The organism is Erysipelothrix larvae, assembly GCF_001545095.1.
Classification (GTDB): domain Bacteria; phylum Bacillota_I; class Bacilli_A; order Erysipelotrichales; family Erysipelotrichaceae; genus Erysipelothrix; species Erysipelothrix larvae.
Genome location: NZ_CP013213.1, coordinates 2,064,440 through 2,082,303, shown reverse-complemented (window position 1 = coordinate 2,082,303; position 17,864 = coordinate 2,064,440). Strand labels below are relative to the sequence as shown.

Below are 17,864 nucleotides of genomic sequence, written 5' to 3'. Positions count from 1 at the left end.
TTATGGCTTTAGATGAAACAAAACTATTTGATTCCAATGATGATGCTGAATACAGCAACGAAGCAATGAGAGAACTTGCTAGAGAACTAAAGAGTCTAGCTTTGATAGATACCGGAGTTTGTTCAACATTCAATGGCTGGGCAGGAACAGTGACCGCGACAAAGGACCACACAGGAATGGTTAGCTTGCAAGGTATGTTAAATGCAGGCACAACAACCGTGAACACCGTAATGTGTAATGTTCCAAACGCATATAGACCTAAAGAAAACATAACTGTCATTGCTCGTTCTTATCGTGCATCAGGTGACGAAGTTCAACCTATTAGGTTGTCAACAGATGGAAATATTGCGATTGCAACAAGAACCGCAGGTGAAAACGTTCAAATCAACATTCAGTACAGAGTCTAACCCCACAAAGACAGTTAGTGTCATTTTATGGCACAAATAAATAAAACAACATTTAAAGACACAAACAACACCTATGAACACAGTGATGAGTTGTTTGATGCAATTATTGATAATAGTAACGATTTAGACTTTCGTGCGCCTTTATTTTCATTTCCAACTGCAGGAGGCGGAATTTCTAGTTATGCAACAAGAGTCGCAATAAGAATGGGCGATTTCGTTTTGATAAATATTGCAGGAACATTAAATAACAGCAGTGATTCAACAAAAACAATCGGAACATTGGCAGAAGGATACAGGCCAAGTGCAAACCGAACAGTTAAAGTGATTACTGTTACTAGTGCAAATTTAATATTGCACAGAGATGCAACGATCTTTACAAATGGTATGATACAAGTTTATACGCAAACACACGAACAAACCCTAGACATGACGTGTGTTTTCCAATTGACATAAAAGGAGGCATATATGCAAGAATTATTAACACAATTAACACCATTATTAATGGGTATAGCAACAATCGTATTGGGGTATGTGGCAACAAAAGTTAAAACATACGTTGATTCAAAGTTGGATATAGACCAACAAGAGAAAATCTATAAATTCGTTCAATCAACGGTTCTATACGTTGAGCAAATCGGAGTGAACCTTGACGGAAAAGAAAAACTTGCTCTTGCTAAAGAGAAGGTTCTGATTTGGGCAAATGAAAAAGGGATAACTATTAGTGATATTGAATTAAATATATTGATTGAAGCCTTTGTAAATGGCTTGGGAGGAAAATAAATGGAATACGCTAAAGAAAACTTTTCAGCATCTATTGAGATGCTTGACTTATGCTTAAAAACAAATGGGCCACACGTGTTGTCGTGCGGTTATGGATATCGTAAAGCGATTGCTTCCGCTGGTACATCAGATGGGATGCATCCTGGTATTGATAAGGCTCTGTCTGTCGGTACTAAAATCTATGCTCCATTTGATGGTGAAATTACAGCAACACGCAATCAACCGTCATATGGTCTTGATGTGTTTGTATACAACGCATCATTGGGATTAACGTTCTTTGCAGGACATTTATCACAACAACTCGTTAAGGTTGGCCAAAAGGTTTCTAAAGGTGACCTAATCGCATACTCAGGCAATACTGGTATGTCAACAGGCCCACACATTCATGCAGGTCTTTATAAAGGTCGTACTACTTCAGTAGACCGTAACGATTCTAAATGGGTTGATCCAGTAGGTTATGTTTTGACTTCAACTGCATCTGCTAAAAAATCAAATGATGAAGTTGCTAAAGAAGTATGGGATGGTAAATGGGGTAATGGAGCTGACCGTGTACAACGATTGACTGCTGCTGGTTATGATGCAAATGCGATTCAAGCAATCGTAAATAAAGGAGTTACATCAACACCGACTTCCGCACCTAAAACATTAACACTTCCTGCATCACTTGGAAGCGCTGTGCCTGTGTACAGTTATGCAGATGGGAAAAAAGTGGGAACGATTAATCCTAAGAAATTTGGTGGATTAACTTATGACCTTGTAACAATCACTGGGAATGGTGATCGTGTTATTGTGACACGCGATTATGGTAAAGTGCGTGTGAATCCTAAATACGGCACGGTGAAGTAATCCAACATGGAACATATAACACCTTGGATTGATAAAGTCATATGGGCCATAACTATTTACCTAGGTCGTACCGTTCAAAAGTTGCATAAGAAAGACAAAGCGCAAGGACATGCAATATTAAGTATCTTGCGTAAAGACATCATCGGAATATGGGAAAAGGCTCGTGATAGAGGTTATACGACCGATTACGAATATGAAACCATGCATTCATTGATATGCAACTATTATGATATGGGTGGGAATGGCTTGATTCACAAAGTGGAAAAAATGTATGATCAATTAGAAATGCGCACTGATCCTTTAGATAGAAAATATGAAAACAAAGCCACCTCTTAATTGGGGTGGCTCTTTTTCTATATACTAATCATTTGATTGAAGTAGCTGTTCTGCTTTTTTAACCTTGCTGCGGAATTCTTTTGCATATTGTTCAATACGCGCTTTTCCAAGCACACCTTTTGAGAAATTGACTCTGTCCGAGTGTGTCATTATCGAAGATAACGTTAAGTCGCTGACGGCTCTTATATACCGCTCTTGTCTTGATTTGGTGGTCATTGGCTCAATTCCAAAGTGATTAAATAGCTCAACATATCGCTCATAAGCGTAAGGTCCTTTGAACTCCGAAATAGGGAACGTCACTAACTCTTTGAACTTATCATGATCTAACTCAATTTTATTCCCTGTAAATGTGCATTCCAGGAAGTAGCGATATGGCCAAGTGTTCCCGGCTTCATCACCACCACCGTTGATCCAACGTAATACATATCCATACTCTTTCTTTACATCTCTTAAGTCTTTGCTTGTCATTGTTGTTTCCTCCTATTAACTGTAACGCTCAATGTTCAATACTGCTGATTTAGGTAACCATTGCAACCATTCACCGTGCAATTTTTCGTGTGCTTCACCTTTTGAAGGTTGGATGATTTTGATTTGAATTGCTTTTTCTGATTCGTTCACGATTTCGAACAGGTTGTCATTCCAATTTGCAACTGCGCATAATGCGCGATTCTTAGCCCATACCCAAGGTGCTAATTCAAGTTCGTGAAGTGGAAATTGTTGATTTGTTTTCATGTGTGACTCCTTAAGGGGGTTTCCCTCTGTACACATATAGTATACTACCATATGGTAGTAATGTAAAGAGTTATTTTAAGATTATTTTAAACTCGGTTACTTATTATAGAAATGAATTTGTATACCCACTGTATACCCACGGTGCTTTAGGGTATTAAAAAACCCACTTTTTAGTGGGCTTGAAGTCGTCTGGTGCCGCCACCGAGAATCGAACTCGGAACTGAGCATTACCATTGCTCTATTTTACCATTGAACTATGGCGGCATGCATTACAATAATACAAAAAAAATCAGGTAAAATCAATACTTACTTTTAGATTGTCCATACAAACCATTTTAGATTGGCACGTAAATCTTATATTCATCCTGTGTGTTTAGCGTTTTTCTTTCGTTGATGCTTGTATTGATATGACTTGTATGAAGCACTTTGAATGGTTTATATTCGTTAGGTTTAGCGCACACGATACGAATCATGATGGTGGTGTATGATCCTTAGATTCATCATAAAAGGAAGAATATGTCACTCTTGGTGTTTTTTAGAGGTAATGCAAGAAATGCTTGGGGGAAGACTGATAAAGTTTGGTTTATTTTTTGACAAATGATGAGCTATCGTTCAATCAAATAAAAAAAACATTGTTAATATGGTACAATATAACCACAACTAGGAGGATTGAAATGAAGGATTTAACATTAGTAATCTTAGCGGCTGGAATGGGTAGCCGTTATGGTGGTTTAAAACAAATAGACAAATTTGGAGCCAATGGAGAAGCAATCATTGATTTCTCAATCTTTGACGCGATTAAAGCGGGCTACAATAAATTAGTATTAATTATTCGCGAAGAACATAAAGACATTTTTGAAGAGGTATTAGTATCAAAGGTGCGTCCTTTCATTGAAGTGGAATATGCGTTTCAAAGTTTAGATGATGTTCCTGAATGGTTTAAACGAGATCCAGAACGTGTGAAACCATGGGGAACAACACATGCCGTTTTAGCAACCAAAGATCTTGTAAAGACACCATTCACTGTTATTAATGCAGATGATTATTATGGAAAAGCTGCGTATGTTGAGATGGCGCGTTTCTTACAAGAAGATGTATCCGATACACATTTCTCAATGATGGGGTACAGCCTTCGCAATACACTCACCGATAATGGAACCGTAACCCGTGGTGTTTGTGAACGTGTTGATGGCAAGTTAACACGAATTGTTGAGATGGATGGCATTAAAATGAGTGATGAAGGGGTTGTGGGTGGTGAACCTGCAGCATTGCTTCCGGAAGATAGCGTTGCTTCTATGAACTTCTGGGGATTCACACCGAAAGTATTTGAATTACTTGAAACGAAGTTTAACGCGTTCTTAGAGACTAAAACAGCTGAGAATCCATTAAAAGCAGAAGCCTTGTTACCCAGTGATATTGGTGAGCTTATTACTGAAGGAAAGATTGAAGTTGAAGTGCTTGAAACTCCAGATAGCTGGTTTGGCGTTACCTATCAAGATGACAAACCACGCGTCTTAGAACAATTCAAAACGTTCCAAGAAGAAGGGGTTTATCCAGCAAAACTTTGGGAGAAATAAACCATGAAAGATTTCACATTTTATAATCCAGCGCGTATCATATTTGGGAAAAATAGCCTGGATATGTTAGGCGATAATATGCATCATCTTGGTAAACGTGTGCTTTTACATTATGGTATGGCCTCGATAAAAAAGCATGGTATTTATGAAGACGTCATGAATCGGTTGAATGCACTTAATATTGAAGTGTATGAATTAGGGGGTGTGAAAGCAAATCCTGAATTTGATTTAGTGGCACAAGGGATTAAAATGTGTAAAGAGCATGCAATCGAAGGAATTCTTGCGGTTGGTGGTGGCAGTGTGATTGATTCTGCGAAAGGAATCGCAGCAGGTGTCTTATACGCTGGAAATATTGAAGAGGCTTATGTTGATAATTTGAATATCGATGATGCCTTGCCAATAGGGTGTGTTCTGACAATACCAGCAGCAGGGAGTGAAAGCAGTGCTTCAAGCGTTGTGAGTGTAAACAATGCAACACTGAAACGTTCCATTAAAGGGACCTGCCTCATTCCTCGATTCGCAATTATCAACCCAGCATACTTTGTATCTTTACGAAGTGACCAAGCTGCGGCGGGTATATCTGATATCTTCGCACACCTGCTTGAACGATACTTTACAAATACTGAACATGTTGATTATACCGATCGCTTACTTGAGGCAACCATGCGTACCATTATTCATTATGGACCCTATGTAGTCAATCATTTGGATGATATCGATGCATGGTCTGAAATTGGTTTTGCAGGAACACTGGCTCATAATGGACTGCTTGGATCTGGGCGAGAAGAAGACTGGGCAAGTCATCGCATTGAACATGAACTCACGGCGCTGTACCACATTCCACATGGAGCAGGACTCGCGATCGTATTCCCAGCATGGATGAAACACGTCTATCCTGAAAATAAAGATCGATTTGTTCAGTTTGCACAACGTGTCTTTGATGTTGATTATGCCACGCATGAAGTGGATAAAATCATTGAAGAAGGCATTTCACGTTATGAACGATTCTTGAAGTCCATGTTTTTACCAACACGACTTCATGAAGCAGGAATATTGAATGATGATTCTGACATCATGATCGAACGGATGTACTATAAGCGCAGTGAATCGTTTGGGAATTTTAAGAAACTATACGCTGAAGACGTTTATAAAATATTTAAATACGCGAAGTGAACAAGCATGACAAATGCTTGTTTTTACTAAGGTGAGATTTCTGTGTGATTTGGTGGGTTTCACTTTGAATTATTGACAATGCATATGAAAGAAGTAAAATATAACAGTATAAAAGGAAAAACAAATTATGAAACATAAAAAGAACTTTCTATCAATCTTTGTATTGATGTTGTCCTTTGCTGTTCTAATTGTGGGGGGACTCGTAATTTGGGATACATTAGGAAAAGAGACATCGGCAGAAACACCAATTATCAATACTGATGACTATTATTCAATTCGGAAAAATGCGACAGATTTACAAGTAGATTTATATAAACAGCTTCTTGATGCGATCAAAAATTCGAAGTCTGATGAGACCGTTGCAGGACTTGTGGCTCAGAATTTTGTAGCGGATTATTTTACGTTCGCTAATAAATTAAAAGTCAATGATATCGGAGGGCTGCAGTTTATTGATCCAACACTGAAAGTTAGTGTATATCGACAAGCAAAGGATACACTGTATTCGGTGCTGCTTGAACATCTTAATAACAACACTGTAAATCAAACTCTGGAAGTCGCATCTGTAAATGGTGTGTCCGCTCAGAAGATTGACTTTACCTTATTGGGTGAAGAAGATGATGATGGAGAACGTGAAGAATCTATCGTAGATGCAATTGAAGTAGTAGTAAGGTGGACATATCTTCCTTCCACTGAGATAGACAGCACAAAGTATGATACAGAGGCACAGATTATATTGATGAAAGATGGTAATGGAATCTATTATATAGTGGGGGTAAATCATGAAGAAGAAACGCAATAATAGAATCGTGAATTCTATGATTTTCGCGATTATTACTGCAGTAGTCATGAATGCACTTTGCATCTTGTTGGTATTATTTACACGACGGTATGCTGCAATTGAACCCCATTACTATACAATTTTTGTAGCTGTTTCTGTAGGGTTAATTTTACTATTAAATCTATTTTTGCTCTTTGGATATGGGAAACCCATCTTGTGGATGCGTAAAGCCTTTGTCTTGGTGGGAACACTTTTTATTGCAGTATCAGGCGTCGCAACCTATTATGTATATCGCATTAACTCAGGCTTTGATGGATTGACAGATACCTCTGCAACTGAAACGGTAAATTATTCGGTGATTACATTAAATGATAACCTCAATAAGGGCGTCATCACCAGTGATTATTCAGTGGGCTTTGTAGAAGGCAATCAAGAATTTAATCAACTTCTCAAAAGTAAACTCGAATCAATTAGTGGTTCCGCTACCGTCGCAACCTATGAGAATTATGCAGATTTATTGAGGGACTACCTGCAGGAACCTTCAAGCCTTGATATGGTTGTAGTTCCTTCGCAGTATACACGTCTTGCGGAAAATATGGATTCATTATTTCAAGAACGCCTGAACCAATCCATTGAAATGGGTAATTTTAATCTATCACTTACGGCACAAGTGTCGGGTGTGAATGTATTGGAAGAACCCTTTACCTTACTTATTATGGGGATTAATGAGAACCTAGCGGATTCTATTATCCTTGCTTCCATTAATCCGCAAACGATGACCATCACCCTTTCAAGTATTGCGAGAGACTCATTGGTTCCGATTGCTTGTTATGCAAATAACAGTATGGATAAACTGAACCATGCCCATGCGCGCAGTCGCCAATGCTTAATTGATACGATTGAAGACTATGTGGATACGGATATTGATTTTTATTTTGAAGCAGATTTCTATGCGCTCATTAAGATTGTTGATGCATTGGGTGGGTTAGAATTGACCAGTCCAATTACATTTACAGGAACCCTTCCGTTAGAGGATGAAAGTGGATTTAAAGATATAACCATTCATGAAGGGACCTATGTAATGAATGGTGAAGAGGTGCTCACTTTTGCACGAGAGCGGCATCATTTCTTGATTGGTGATTATCAAAGGCAAATTAATCAACAGTATATCATTAAGGAATTATTGTTCTCAATTATAAATAAAGCGAAGACCAATCCAAACATTTTGGTGGATGTGCTTGATGCTGGAAAAGACAACATCGTGATGAATTTGTCTATGGAAAATCATATTGCACCTCTTCTAGGTTTTGCATTGAATGCATTTTCAAGCTCACCAGTTGACATGCAATCAACCTTTACAATTAATCAAACACAGATTGTTGGGGAAGAGCGGATGATTAATGGGACAAGCTACACAATCCCTTTAAAAGGTTCTGTTTTAGAAGTGAGAAGTTTAATTGATGAAACACTTGGAATTGGTTCACAAGATCCATTGACAACCTTATCCATTGACATAAATAACCCCTATACAGGCTTTGTGTTTAGACGCTATGCGCATATGAACTCAGGAAGTATGTATAGTCTATATGGAAATAACAGCAGTACACGTGATCAAAACGAATCAAATTCATCGGGTTCAAGTGACTCAGATTCAGAAACATCTAATCCTACCCAACCCGATACATCCCCTGAACCTACGTCGACCTTCACGGTTCCAGAATTAACAAACTATGGCGGAATTGATAGGGTTAAGGAATGGGCAAATACTAACGGGTAACCCTAAATATTACGGTCATTACCAAAGACAGTCCGTCTTATCGCGAGGTCTATGAAAATGGACAAGTCATTCATCAAAGTGTGGATAAGGGCGAATATGAGACAAAACCAACGTCAATCTCGATTTCAGTTGTTGAAGTTTCTGAGAACCAAGAGTAATTTATAGCTAAAAGCGTGATTTATATCGCGCTTTTTCTTTTGATTGTTTGACGTGAATGATATAATACTACTAGTGGACAAAGGTGAGTACATGAAACATATTTTTATTATCAACCCAAATTCTGGAATTGGGGAGTACAAAGAAGTACAGCAATGGATTGAAAAACATCAACACGATACAGGTTTTGATTATGAAGTATTTGAAACACAGTATGTTGGCCATGCTACTGAAATTGCATCGACATTTGATGACCCAAATGTCGTGCTATATTCATGTGGGGGAGATGGGACATTACATGAAGTGTTGAATGGAATTGGATTAAACAGTCAACTCGGCGTGATTCCAGTCGGGACAAGCAATGATTTTTGGCGTATGCTTAATTTCTCGGGAAATATTGATGAAATATTAACGGAGCTTGTGTTCAACGGACATGAAACGAAGGTCGATATCGGTGTTTCAAATGGAGAACGGTATCTTAATTGTGCCAATTTTGGGCTTGATGCATGCATAAATCGTGATGTAAACTTATCGACCAATACAGTGGTTCCAAGAAGAATGCTGTATCTTTATTATGCAGTAAAGAATATTTTCAAGATGAAACCTGTGAAGTATGAACTGGAAATGAATGGCAAGACACGACATGTGGATGCAATCTTAACATCAATCATGAATGGACGGTACTATGGGAATGGGTTTAAAAGCACCCCAGATGCACGCATTGATGACGGTCTTTTTGATGTTTGTGTCGTTGATCCTATATCCATACTTGAGGCATTCAATTTACTTCCAAAGTATATGAAGGGGACTCATGTATCTCATAAAAAAGTTCATGTTGAACAAACCCAGGCTTTGACAATAAGAAGTATGGCACCCATACTTTATGGTCTTGATGGGGAAATCTTTGAAGCGACACAGCTTGAATTCTCAATTGAAAAACATGCATTACGCTTGCGTGTACCACGTGGATACTCATCATGATTCGATGCATTGTCAGTGATCTTGATGGGACGCTTGTAAAGACATCCATGAATGTAGTGGATGAGAAGACAATTGCATACTTGAAGCAATGTCAAAAACAGGGAATGTTGGTAATTCTTGCCTCAGGACGTCCATTGTCAATGATGGAGGATTTGGGTGAAATCTTAGAACTTGATTTATATGGTGGTTATCTTATTGGTCACAATGGTTATCAAGTGTTGGATTACAAGCAAAACAAAACCTATGAATCTTCAAGCTTACTCCCAAAAGAGGTTGTTGAGGATGTGTTTAATTTCTCGAAAACCCATTTGGGGTATCTGACATTGATCACACATAAAGCCAGCTACAATTTCGGTTCAAAGTTAGTAAGGCATGTGAAACGTTTGTATTTTTATATACGACTTCGAAAAACCGCCCATGGATTTCTGCGAGAATATAATGACTTTAAGTCGTTAAATGAGGTTCAAGAACCAATATTCAAAATTGGCTTTGCCTCATACAGCCGTCGAGCGCTTGTTCAACTTCAAAATGAAATGGATGCAGTATTTGGGGATTCGATTGAAGTGGTGCGGGTTAACTCGCGCTATATTGATATCACCCCTAAGGGAATTACAAAAGGACAAGCTTTGAAGACACTCATGGACAAAGAAGGACTTCTACCAGAAGAAGTTGTCGCATTTGGTGATGCAGAGAATGATGTCTCAATGTTTGAGGTTGTGGGAACGGCTGTAGCCATGGATAATGCGTTAGATAGTGTAAAAAGTAAAGCAGATGCAATTACTGATTCAAATATGAAGAATGGTGTTTTGAACTATCTGTTGAAGGCTGTTGGGCATATAGATGAGTGAAATTTAAAAATGTGCTATAATATTAATGCTATCAGGAGGTGCATATATGGAAATTGTAAAAACACATACATTTGATGAAGCAGTAAAAGAAGGTGTTGTCTTAGTTGACTTCTACGCCGATTGGTGTGGGCCATGTAAGATGATATCTCCAATCTTAAAAGAAGTTGCGGAAAGTAATAAAGAAAACGTTAAAGTTGTTAAAGTTGACGTTGACGCTGATGGAGAACTTGCACAACGTTTCGACGTTATGTCAATTCCTACATTGATTCTCTTTAAAGATGGGAAACCTGTTGGACGTCGCACTGGTTTTATGCCAAAACCAGAAGTTGAAAAATTCATCAATTCATAGTAAAAATCGACATTAACATGTCGATTTTTTTTATCCTTTTATACTGACTGGGTTATTATTATACCCATATAAAAAAATATTTAATGACATCAAGGAATATTTTGATAAATCTACTTGCATTTTCAAGTGAACTCTGTATAATAATGTTTGTTTGGTCTTACTAACATTTAAGTTTAGTAGAAGTAAACAAGGAGGCTAAAATGGAGATCGGCAAGAAAATTAAACGCTACCGAATTCAGAATGGATTAACACTTGAGGAATTAGCAAGCCGTTGTGAATTGTCGAAGGGGTTTCTCTCTCAACTCGAGAATGACTTAACATCACCATCAATTGCAACGCTTAGTGATATTGTTGAAGCGTTAGGGATGGATTTATCTCGATTTTTTGAGGAAGAGTCTTCAGAACAAATAGTCTTTAAAAAAGATGATTTCTTTGTGGATGAGCGGGAGAACTCAAAAATACATTGGATTGTGCCAAACGCACAAAAAAATGAAATGGAACCAATCTTATTAGAGTTAGGTCAAGGGGCTGAGTCTAATGAAATTGCGCCACATGAAGGCGAAGAGTTTGGCTATGTCTTAATGGGAAAAGTCACCCTAGTATATGGGGATGAGAGTTATGTCATTAAAAAAGGTCAAACATTCTATATTAAAGGGAACAAGGGTCATCTCTTAAGGAATGACTATCCTCAACAGGTACAAGTCCTATGGGTTTGTACACCACCAGTCTTTTAATAGGGAGGAAAGCAAAAACATGGATGCTTTAATTCAATTTAAGAATATTGTTAAACAATTTGACGATCAAATTGTATTAAAAGGTATCAATCTTGATATCTTTGAAAATGAGTTTGTAACATTACTTGGACCATCAGGATGTGGAAAAACAACTTTATTGCGTATCTTAGGTGGATTCTTAGAACAAGACTCGGGTGAGGTGGTCTTTGAGGGGATTGAGATTAGTAAAGTTCCTGCTTATAAACGTGAAATTAATACAGTCTTTCAACGTTATGCACTCTTCCCGCATATGAACGTATACGATAACATTGCGTTTGGTTTGCGTATTAAAAAAGAATCGGAAGAAATTATTAATCAAAAAGTGAATCGCATGTTGAAGCTTGTTAACTTAGAAGGTTATGGAGAACGTTCTGTAACATTGATGTCAGGGGGACAACAACAACGTATTGCGATTGCGCGAGCGCTCATCAATGAACCGATGGTATTGCTTCTGGATGAACCATTGGGTGCGCTTGACCTTAAGTTGCGTAAAGAAATGCAACATGAACTTAAGGAAATCCAACAAAACGTTGGGATTACCTTTGTTTATGTAACCCATGATCAAGAAGAAGCCTTAACAATGTCAGACAAAATTGTTGTCATGAATGAAGGTGAAATCCAGCAAATTGGAACACCATCGGATATTTATAATGAACCTGAAAATCGCTTTGTTGCTGATTTTATTGGGGAGTCGAATATCATTGAAGGCACGATGATTCGTGATCGTTTGGTTTCATTTGATGATCATGAATTTGAATGTGTTGATTATGGATTTGATGAAAATGAAGCGGTTGATATTGTAATACGACCTGAAGATCTAGATATTGTGGATATTGAGATGGGGAAACTCAAGGGTGTTGTTGATTCTATTTTGTTCAAAGGCGTTCATTATGAAATCGTTGTATCCACAAAATACAGAGATTATGTAATCCATACAACGGATAATTCAGAGATTGGAAAAGAGGTAGGTATCCATTTCTTCCCTGAAGACATTCATGTTATGTGGAAGTTGGAGGCATACTGATGAAGGTATATCGTAGACTGGTTATTCCTTATATCGTCTGGATATCCTTATTGATTGTAGTGCCAATGTTGTTGATTGTGTTGTATGCTTTTACCACAACAGGGTCAAATACAATTGTGCCTATTCACTTCACCCTTGAACACTTTAAACGGTTCTTTGAACCGGTGTTCTTACAAGTGTTGTGGCAATCACTAAAGATAGCGCTCATTACTACTGTGATTTGTCTCATTATTGGCTATCCGCTGGCTTATATAATTTCTCGCAAATCAGAGAAGATGCAAACCTTTTTAATTCTTCTTGTTACAATTCCAATGTGGATTAATATGTTGATTCGGACCTATGCGTGGATTAGTATCTTGTCCGATGTGGGGCTCATTAATGGATTCTTAGCAAAATTTGGTTTGGGTCCCATCAAAATGCTTTACACTGACTTTGCGGTTGTATTAGGGATGGTTTATAACTTTTTGCCCTTTATGATTATTCAAATCTATACGGTATTAAGTAGAATGGACAATTCACTCATCGAAGCAAGTTATGATTTAGGGGCAAATCGACGTCAAACATTCATGAAAGTCGTTTTCCCACTCTCTTTGTCTGGTGTTATCTCAGGAATAACATTGGTGTTCTTACCCGCTGTTTCAACCTTTGTAATTCCTCAATTCTTAGGGGGTGGACAGTATATCCTAATTGGTAACTTAATTGAAAAGCAATTTATTACACAAGGAAACTGGAACTTTGGATCTGCGATTTCATTGATTATGGCAGCACTGATTATGGTGTCAATGCACTTAACAAACCGTGTTGATCAAACTGTCGATAATGATCGGCCAAGTAAGAAAGTGAAGGAGGCTTAATTATGGTTGGAATTAAAAAGCATAAAGGGCTCTCGTTTGCTGGAATGTTTGCGATGCTTGCATTCTTCTACGCTCCGATTCTTGTGATGATCGTGTTCTCATTTAATGATTCACGCTCACTCACTAATTTTACAGGATTCTCATTACAATGGTATGAAACCTTATTTAATAATCGAGAAATGATGGCAGCAGTTCAAACGACAATTGCGATTGCTCTTATTTCAACCTTTGTTTCAACGATTGCAGGAACGTTAGCTGCAATTGGTCTGAGTGATTCAAAGCCTTTAGTTAAACAGGTTGTCTTGACGATTAATAACTTACCAATCATGAATCCAGAAGTGGTGACTGCGATCAGTTTAATGATTCTCTTTACGGCATTCAAAGTGCCACGTGGTTTTGTGACCATGTTGATTGCGCATATTGCATTCAGTATTCCATATGTAATCTTGACGGTTTTACCAAAACTGAGAAGAATTGATCCGAATTTAACGGATGCAGCAATGGATTTAGGTGCAACACCCTCTCAGGCATTAACAAAAATTATTATTCCGCAAATTATGCCAAGTGTGATTTCCGCAGCGTTATTGGCATTTACAATGTCATTTGATGATTTTGTGATTTCATATTTCGTGACTGGGAATGGCGTCAAAAACATCTCAATTATGGTTTATACCATGTCAAAACGCTTAAACCCATCAATTAATGCACTGAGTACAATTATGGTACTGGTTGTCACAGTGTTCTTAGTCGTTATTAATGTAGTACCAATGTTAAATAAGAATAGTGCAAAACGTATTAAAGTTTAAGGAGGAAATACGATGAAAAAAATATTTGTAGGATTGGTTGCATCCCTAATGGTATTAGTTGGATGTGGTTCAAATAGCAGTGGACAAGAAGTGTTAAGAGTGTATAACTGGGGTGAGTATATTGATACGGATGTAATCAGTGCATTTGAAGAAGAATATGGTGTTCGTGTTCAGTATGATACATTTACATCAAATGAAGAAATGTATACGAAACTTTTATCCGGCGAAACTTATGATGTTATTGTGCCTTCGGATTACACAATTCAACGTCTTCGTGAAGAAGGTCTCTTAAGTAAAATTGATTTTAGTAAGATTACAAATTACTCAAACATTAGTGATGACTATCAAGACCGTCACTTTGACCCTAACAATGAGTACAGCGTTCCTTACTTTGTAGGAAGTGTTGGAATTGTGTATGACACAACAAAAGTGGACTCAAGTGTTGTTGAAGCACAAGGTTGGGAAATCTTTAAAAATACAGATTACAATGGGCAAGTGTTCTTCTACGATTCAGAACGCGATGGTTTTATGGTTGCACTTAAGGCTTTGGGATATTCGATGAACACAGAAAATGAACAAGAACTCAATGAAGCATACGAATGGCTTGTGGAAATGAAAGCCGCAACAAATCCAATCTTTGTGACTGATACTGTAATTGATGGTATGATTGGTGGCGAAAAGAGCATTGCAGTTATGTACTCTGGAGATGCGACATTTGTTATATCTGAAAACGAAAACCTTGAATACTTTGAACCAAAACAAGGAACAAATCTATGGATTGATTCAATGGTAATTCCTGAAGTGTCACAGAATAAAGACTTAGCACATAAATTCATTGATTTCATTACACGTGAAGAAAACTCAATGGCTAATTCTGTTTATGTTGGATACTCAAGTCCAATTGAAGCGGTGGTTGAAGAACTAACAGCAGAAGGCGGAGAATTTGAAGGTATTTCTTCTTATATTCCACGTGCTGACTTTGATTTAGATGAAGAATTCTTCTACAATGCAGTAACAAAAGAAATTATGGGTGACCTTTGGATTAAAGTAATCTCTCAATAAAGTGAAACAGAAGATCTAGCAGTATTCAGATCTTCTGTTTTCTTATGATTATTGAGAAATCATACGTTGTAAGATTAAGGTGTATAGTGTATGATTTAGGTGTTACCTATGAGTGTATTTATGGGTGATTTAATGCGTTAAATAAACGCAAAAGAAAGGCAAATAATATGGATAAATTAAAGGTTGTTACGATTGGTGGCGGGAGCAGTTATACGCCTGAATTAATTGAAGGATTTATTAAACGTTATGAAGAGTTTCCTCTAACAGAACTATGGCTTGTAGATATTGAAAAAGGACGCGAGAAACTCGAAATTGTTGGTGCATTGGCAAAGCGGATGGTAGAAGAAGCAAACCTACCGATTAAAGTTGTGTTAAGCTATGATCGACGCGAGGCACTTGTTGATGCGGACTATGTCACAACTCAAATGAGAATTGGGTTATTAGAAGCTCGGATTAAAGATGAACGGATTCCCCTTAAACACGGAATTATTGGTCAAGAAACAAACGGAGCGGGTGGAATGTTCAAAGCCTTTAGAACAATTCCGGTAATTCTTGATATCGTGAAAGACATTCAGGAACTCTGTCCAAATGCATGGCTAATTAACTTTACAAATCCAGCAGGTATGGTAACAGAAGCTGTATTACGCTATACAAACTTTAAACGTGTAATTGGCTTGTGCAATGTACCTTTTGGGCTTAAACACAATATCGCAACACAACTAGATGTTGATATGAATGATGTGACATTAGAAATCAGTGGAGTAAACCACCATATTTATGTTACTAATGCTTATGTTAAAGGAGAGTCTGTATTAGACAAGGTCATTGAGAAGCAAATAGAGAGCAGTGAAGAAGCCTTACAAATGAACAACTTTACAGCTCAATCGTATTCACCAAGCTTTATCAAGGGGCTAGGATACCTTCCTTGTCCATATCACAACTATTACTACTTCACAAAGGAACAACTCGAGACAGAATTAGAAGAATACAAAGAAGGTCGCGTACGCGGAGAAGTTGTTAAAAAACTTGAAGATGAATTATTTGAATTGTATAAAGATCTCGAGCTTCGTGTTAAACCCCCACAACTTGAAAAACGTGGTGGAGCGCATTATTCCGATGCTGCGTGCAGTCTTATAAACTCAATTCACAATAACAAGCAGGACATTCAGTATGTAAATGTGCGAAACAATGGTGCTATTTCAAACATTTCTTCAGATAGTGCTGTCGAGATTGCGTGTGTTATTACAAAAGATGGTCCGAAGCCAATTACAGTTGGAGAACTTGATCCACGAATTAATGGTTCAATTCAAAACATTAAGTCATTTGAACGCATGGTATGTGAAGCAGCAATCACTGGAAATCGTGAACTTGCAATATATGCCCTTAGCGCAAATCCATTGTGTCCAAGTGCAACGATCGCTGAAGTTGTCGTAGATGAATTGTTAGAAGCTCATAAAGAGTATTTGCCACAGTTCAATAAATAAAACATTTATATCAAGAGAAACAATTGAGTACTGAAGAGGATCCATAACTGGCTTCCTCTTTTCAGTATTCTCATATAGAGACAAAATATAATATGACCTAAAAGTTGTGTCAAAACTCAACATAAATAACTGAGAAAAAACAATTAAAAAAAAAGTAAATTAGTGCTTGCAATTTTTCACTGATATTGTATAATGAATAAGCACAGTGTGAAACGGTTCCTTAGCCAAGTGGTAAGGCAATAGACTGCAACTCTGTGATCATCGGTTCGAATCCGATAGGAACCTCCAATAAAACATGGGGATGTGGCGGAATCGGTAGACGCAACGGACTTAAAATCCGTTGAAGCCAGCTTCGTAAGGGTTCAAGTCCCTTCATCCCCACCATCTTTATTTAAAGGTTAATCGGATAAGATAGAAACGCGCCCGTAGCTCAATTGGACAGAGCGTCTGACTACGGATCAGAAGGTTATGGGTTCGACTCCTGTCGGGCGCGCCATTTTTTTATCGGGATGTAGCACAGCTTGGTAGTGCACTTGATTTGGGATCAAGGGGTCGCAGGTTCAAATCCTGTCATCCCGACCATTTAAAAAAAAGATACTGTTTATATACGGCGGGATAGCTCAGTTGGCCAGAGCGTCCGGTTCATACCCGGGAGGTCGTGAGTTCGACCCTCACTCCCGCTACCATTTAAATTAATAACAAAAGGGACGGACCCTTAGCTCAGTTGGTTAGAGCATCCGGCTCATAACCGGTGGGTCGTAGGTTCGAGTCCTACAGGGTCCACCAAATAAAATTCAACTGGAGGAGTACCCAAGTGGCTGAAGGGACTGGTCTTGAAAACCAGCAGATGTGAGAGCATGCGTGGGTTCGAATCCCACCTCCTCCGCCATTGATTTTTATTTCAAAGTTTGTTATACTGTATAAGCGCAGTAAATATATATCGCGGGGTAGAGCAGTTCGGTAGCTCGTCGGGCTCATAACCCGGAGGTCGCAGGTTCAAATCCTGTCCCCGCAACCATGGCTCTTTAGCTCAGTTGGTAGAGCAACGGATTGAAGCTCCGTGTGTCCTCAGTTCGATTCTGAGAGGAGCCACCATTCGACATCAAGTCCACTATTTAGTG

20 protein-coding genes and 10 tRNA genes are annotated in these 17,864 nt (G+C 38.1%); 27 read left to right on the top strand and 3 right to left on the bottom strand.

The features are described 5' to 3' along the window. Positions 1-2: 2 nt before the first annotated feature. Genes AOC36_RS09510 through AOC36_RS09490 form a run of 5 tightly spaced genes read left to right on the top strand, consistent with a single transcriptional unit; the run spans position 3 to position 2,369 of the window. Positions 3-407: a hypothetical protein gene (locus AOC36_RS09510; RefSeq protein ID WP_067633669.1), complete on the top strand. Its 405-nt coding sequence runs from the start codon at positions 3-5 to the stop codon at positions 405-407. A gap of 27 nt (positions 408-434) precedes the next feature. Then, positions 435-860 (top strand): hypothetical protein, encoded by a 426-nt coding sequence (locus tag AOC36_RS09505; protein WP_067633667.1) that lies wholly within the window; start codon positions 435-437, stop codon positions 858-860. 12 nt (positions 861-872) lie between these two features. Beyond that, on the top strand, positions 873-1,187 hold the full coding sequence (locus tag AOC36_RS09500) for a phage holin, LLH family (protein WP_067633666.1): 315 nt from the start codon (positions 873-875) through the stop codon (positions 1,185-1,187). Continuing rightward, positions 1,188-2,033 (top strand): peptidoglycan DD-metalloendopeptidase family protein, encoded by an 846-nt coding sequence (locus AOC36_RS12520; protein WP_067633664.1) that lies wholly within the window; start codon positions 1,188-1,190, stop codon positions 2,031-2,033. It abuts the gene before it with no gap. Positions 2,034-2,039: 6 nt separating this feature from the next. Next, positions 2,040-2,369 (top strand): hypothetical protein, encoded by a 330-nt coding sequence (locus tag AOC36_RS09490; RefSeq protein ID WP_067633661.1) that lies wholly within the window; start codon positions 2,040-2,042, stop codon positions 2,367-2,369. A 24-nt stretch (positions 2,370-2,393) separates the two neighbouring features. Here the strand turns inward: AOC36_RS09490 and AOC36_RS09485 are convergent, their stop codons facing one another. The 3 genes from AOC36_RS09485 to AOC36_RS09475 all read right to left on the bottom strand — a co-directional run bounded on the left by AOC36_RS09485 (position 2,394) and on the right by AOC36_RS09475 (position 3,365). After that, positions 2,394-2,837, bottom strand: coding sequence for a hypothetical protein (locus tag AOC36_RS09485; protein WP_067633659.1), 444 nt, complete (start codon positions 2,835-2,837; stop codon positions 2,394-2,396). Positions 2,838-2,852: 15 nt separating this feature from the next. Then, positions 2,853-3,101, bottom strand: coding sequence for a hypothetical protein (locus tag AOC36_RS09480; RefSeq protein WP_067633657.1), 249 nt, complete (start codon positions 3,099-3,101; stop codon positions 2,853-2,855). Between the two features lie 190 nt (positions 3,102-3,291). Beyond that, a tRNA-Thr gene (locus AOC36_RS09475) sits at positions 3,292-3,365 on the bottom strand. 410 nt (positions 3,366-3,775) lie between these two features. Here AOC36_RS09475 and AOC36_RS09470 point away from each other — a divergent pair. The 22 genes from AOC36_RS09470 (at position 3,776) to AOC36_RS09365 (ending at position 17,838) form a co-directional block, all read left to right on the top strand. After that, positions 3,776-4,678, top strand: a complete 903-nt coding sequence (locus tag AOC36_RS09470) for a nucleotidyltransferase family protein (protein WP_067633655.1) — start codon at positions 3,776-3,778, stop codon at positions 4,676-4,678. A gap of 3 nt (positions 4,679-4,681) precedes the next feature. Further along, positions 4,682-5,851 (top strand): iron-containing alcohol dehydrogenase, encoded by a 1,170-nt coding sequence (locus AOC36_RS09465; protein WP_067633653.1) that lies wholly within the window; start codon positions 4,682-4,684, stop codon positions 5,849-5,851. Positions 5,852-5,978: 127 nt separating this feature from the next. Then, positions 5,979-6,650 (top strand): hypothetical protein, encoded by a 672-nt coding sequence (locus AOC36_RS09460; RefSeq protein WP_067633651.1) that lies wholly within the window; start codon positions 5,979-5,981, stop codon positions 6,648-6,650. Beyond that, on the top strand, positions 6,631-8,406 hold the full coding sequence (locus tag AOC36_RS09455) for an LCP family protein (RefSeq protein WP_067633649.1): 1,776 nt from the start codon (positions 6,631-6,633) through the stop codon (positions 8,404-8,406). Before AOC36_RS09460 ends, AOC36_RS09455 begins: the two co-directional genes overlap by 20 nt. A gap of 249 nt (positions 8,407-8,655) precedes the next feature. Next, positions 8,656-9,543, top strand: a complete 888-nt coding sequence (locus AOC36_RS09450; protein WP_067633647.1) for a diacylglycerol/lipid kinase family protein — start codon at positions 8,656-8,658, stop codon at positions 9,541-9,543. Next, positions 9,540-10,391, top strand: a complete 852-nt coding sequence (locus AOC36_RS09445; protein ID WP_067633645.1) for a Cof-type HAD-IIB family hydrolase — start codon at positions 9,540-9,542, stop codon at positions 10,389-10,391. The genes AOC36_RS09450 and AOC36_RS09445 overlap by 4 nt, the downstream gene beginning before the upstream one ends. Positions 10,392-10,437: 46 nt before the next feature. Beyond that, positions 10,438-10,740, top strand: coding sequence for a thioredoxin (gene trxA / locus AOC36_RS09440; RefSeq protein ID WP_067633643.1), 303 nt, complete (start codon positions 10,438-10,440; stop codon positions 10,738-10,740). Positions 10,741-10,940: 200 nt separating this feature from the next. Next, complete coding sequence (locus AOC36_RS09435) at positions 10,941-11,474, top strand: helix-turn-helix domain-containing protein (protein WP_067633641.1); 534 nt, start codon at positions 10,941-10,943, stop codon at positions 11,472-11,474. A 19-nt stretch (positions 11,475-11,493) separates the two neighbouring features. Next, positions 11,494-12,537 (top strand): spermidine/putrescine ABC transporter ATP-binding protein, encoded by a 1,044-nt coding sequence (gene potA / locus AOC36_RS09430; protein ID WP_067633639.1) that lies wholly within the window; start codon positions 11,494-11,496, stop codon positions 12,535-12,537. After that, positions 12,537-13,391 carry an ABC transporter permease gene (locus AOC36_RS09425; RefSeq protein WP_067633637.1) on the top strand — a complete coding sequence of 285 codons (855 nt, stop codon included), beginning with the start codon at positions 12,537-12,539 and terminating at the stop codon, positions 13,389-13,391. The genes potA and AOC36_RS09425 overlap by 1 nt, the downstream gene beginning before the upstream one ends. A 2-nt stretch (positions 13,392-13,393) precedes the next feature. Further along, the gene (locus tag AOC36_RS12515; protein ID WP_067633635.1) at positions 13,394-14,197 is read left to right on the top strand and encodes an ABC transporter permease; all 804 of its coding nucleotides are present in this window, start codon (positions 13,394-13,396) and stop codon (positions 14,195-14,197) included. Between the two features lie 12 nt (positions 14,198-14,209). Beyond that, a complete protein-coding gene (locus tag AOC36_RS12510; RefSeq protein ID WP_067633633.1) occupies positions 14,210-15,259 on the top strand; it encodes an ABC transporter substrate-binding protein in 1,050 nt (349 codons plus the stop codon). A gap of 167 nt (positions 15,260-15,426) precedes the next feature. Beyond that, on the top strand, positions 15,427-16,743 hold the full coding sequence (locus AOC36_RS09410; protein ID WP_067633631.1) for a 6-phospho-beta-glucosidase: 1,317 nt from the start codon (positions 15,427-15,429) through the stop codon (positions 16,741-16,743). Positions 16,744-16,957: 214 nt separating this feature from the next. Continuing rightward, a tRNA-Cys gene (locus AOC36_RS09405) sits at positions 16,958-17,031 on the top strand. 9 nt (positions 17,032-17,040) lie between these two features. After that, positions 17,041-17,127, top strand: a tRNA-Leu gene (locus AOC36_RS09400). A gap of 35 nt (positions 17,128-17,162) precedes the next feature. Next, positions 17,163-17,239, top strand: a tRNA-Arg gene (locus tag AOC36_RS09395). 9 nt (positions 17,240-17,248) lie between these two features. Beyond that, positions 17,249-17,325 (top strand) — tRNA-Pro (locus tag AOC36_RS09390). Between the two features lie 27 nt (positions 17,326-17,352). After that, positions 17,353-17,429 (top strand) — tRNA-Met (locus AOC36_RS09385). Positions 17,430-17,452: 23 nt separating this feature from the next. Next, a tRNA-Ile gene (locus AOC36_RS09380) sits at positions 17,453-17,529 on the top strand. A 14-nt stretch (positions 17,530-17,543) separates the two neighbouring features. Continuing rightward, positions 17,544-17,632, top strand: a tRNA-Ser gene (locus AOC36_RS09375). A gap of 52 nt (positions 17,633-17,684) precedes the next feature. Further along, positions 17,685-17,761 (top strand) — tRNA-Met (locus tag AOC36_RS09370). A gap of 1 nt (position 17,762) precedes the next feature. Further along, positions 17,763-17,838: transfer RNA gene (locus tag AOC36_RS09365), tRNA-Phe, on the top strand. Positions 17,839-17,864: the final 26 nt, after the last annotated feature.

Excerpts from the sequence above, each read along its gene's own strand:
- potA (WP_067633639.1), top strand. The coding sequence starts at position 11,494 with ATGGATGCTTTAATTCAATTTAAGAATATTGTTAAACAATTTGACGAT.
- AOC36_RS12515 (WP_067633635.1), top strand. The coding sequence starts at position 13,394 with ATGGTTGGAATTAAAAAGCATAAAGGGCTCTCGTTTGCTGGAATGTTT.
- AOC36_RS09455 (WP_067633649.1), top strand. The coding sequence starts at position 6,631 with ATGAAGAAGAAACGCAATAATAGAATCGTGAATTCTATGATTTTCGCG.
- AOC36_RS12520 (WP_067633664.1), top strand. The coding sequence starts at position 1,188 with ATGGAATACGCTAAAGAAAACTTTTCAGCATCTATTGAGATGCTTGAC.
- AOC36_RS09410 (WP_067633631.1), top strand. The coding sequence starts at position 15,427 with ATGGATAAATTAAAGGTTGTTACGATTGGTGGCGGGAGCAGTTATACG.
- AOC36_RS09450 (WP_067633647.1), top strand. The coding sequence starts at position 8,656 with ATGAAACATATTTTTATTATCAACCCAAATTCTGGAATTGGGGAGTAC.
- AOC36_RS09480 (WP_067633657.1), bottom strand. The coding sequence starts at position 3,101 with ATGAAAACAAATCAACAATTTCCACTTCACGAACTTGAATTAGCACCT.
- AOC36_RS09470 (WP_067633655.1), top strand. The coding sequence starts at position 3,776 with ATGAAGGATTTAACATTAGTAATCTTAGCGGCTGGAATGGGTAGCCGT.
- AOC36_RS09435 (WP_067633641.1), top strand. The coding sequence starts at position 10,941 with ATGGAGATCGGCAAGAAAATTAAACGCTACCGAATTCAGAATGGATTA.
- trxA (WP_067633643.1), top strand. The coding sequence starts at position 10,438 with ATGGAAATTGTAAAAACACATACATTTGATGAAGCAGTAAAAGAAGGT.
- AOC36_RS12510 (WP_067633633.1), top strand. The coding sequence starts at position 14,210 with ATGAAAAAAATATTTGTAGGATTGGTTGCATCCCTAATGGTATTAGTT.
- AOC36_RS09505 (WP_067633667.1), top strand. The coding sequence starts at position 435 with ATGGCACAAATAAATAAAACAACATTTAAAGACACAAACAACACCTAT.
- AOC36_RS09425 (WP_067633637.1), top strand. The coding sequence starts at position 12,537 with ATGAAGGTATATCGTAGACTGGTTATTCCTTATATCGTCTGGATATCC.
- AOC36_RS09465 (WP_067633653.1), top strand. The coding sequence starts at position 4,682 with ATGAAAGATTTCACATTTTATAATCCAGCGCGTATCATATTTGGGAAA.
- AOC36_RS09485 (WP_067633659.1), bottom strand. The coding sequence starts at position 2,837 with ATGACAAGCAAAGACTTAAGAGATGTAAAGAAAGAGTATGGATATGTA.
- AOC36_RS09510 (WP_067633669.1), top strand. The coding sequence starts at position 3 with ATGGCTTTAGATGAAACAAAACTATTTGATTCCAATGATGATGCTGAA.
- AOC36_RS09445 (WP_067633645.1), top strand. The coding sequence starts at position 9,540 with ATGATTCGATGCATTGTCAGTGATCTTGATGGGACGCTTGTAAAGACA.
- AOC36_RS09500 (WP_067633666.1), top strand. The coding sequence starts at position 873 with ATGCAAGAATTATTAACACAATTAACACCATTATTAATGGGTATAGCA.
- AOC36_RS09460 (WP_067633651.1), top strand. The coding sequence starts at position 5,979 with ATGAAACATAAAAAGAACTTTCTATCAATCTTTGTATTGATGTTGTCC.
- AOC36_RS09490 (WP_067633661.1), top strand. The coding sequence starts at position 2,040 with ATGGAACATATAACACCTTGGATTGATAAAGTCATATGGGCCATAACT.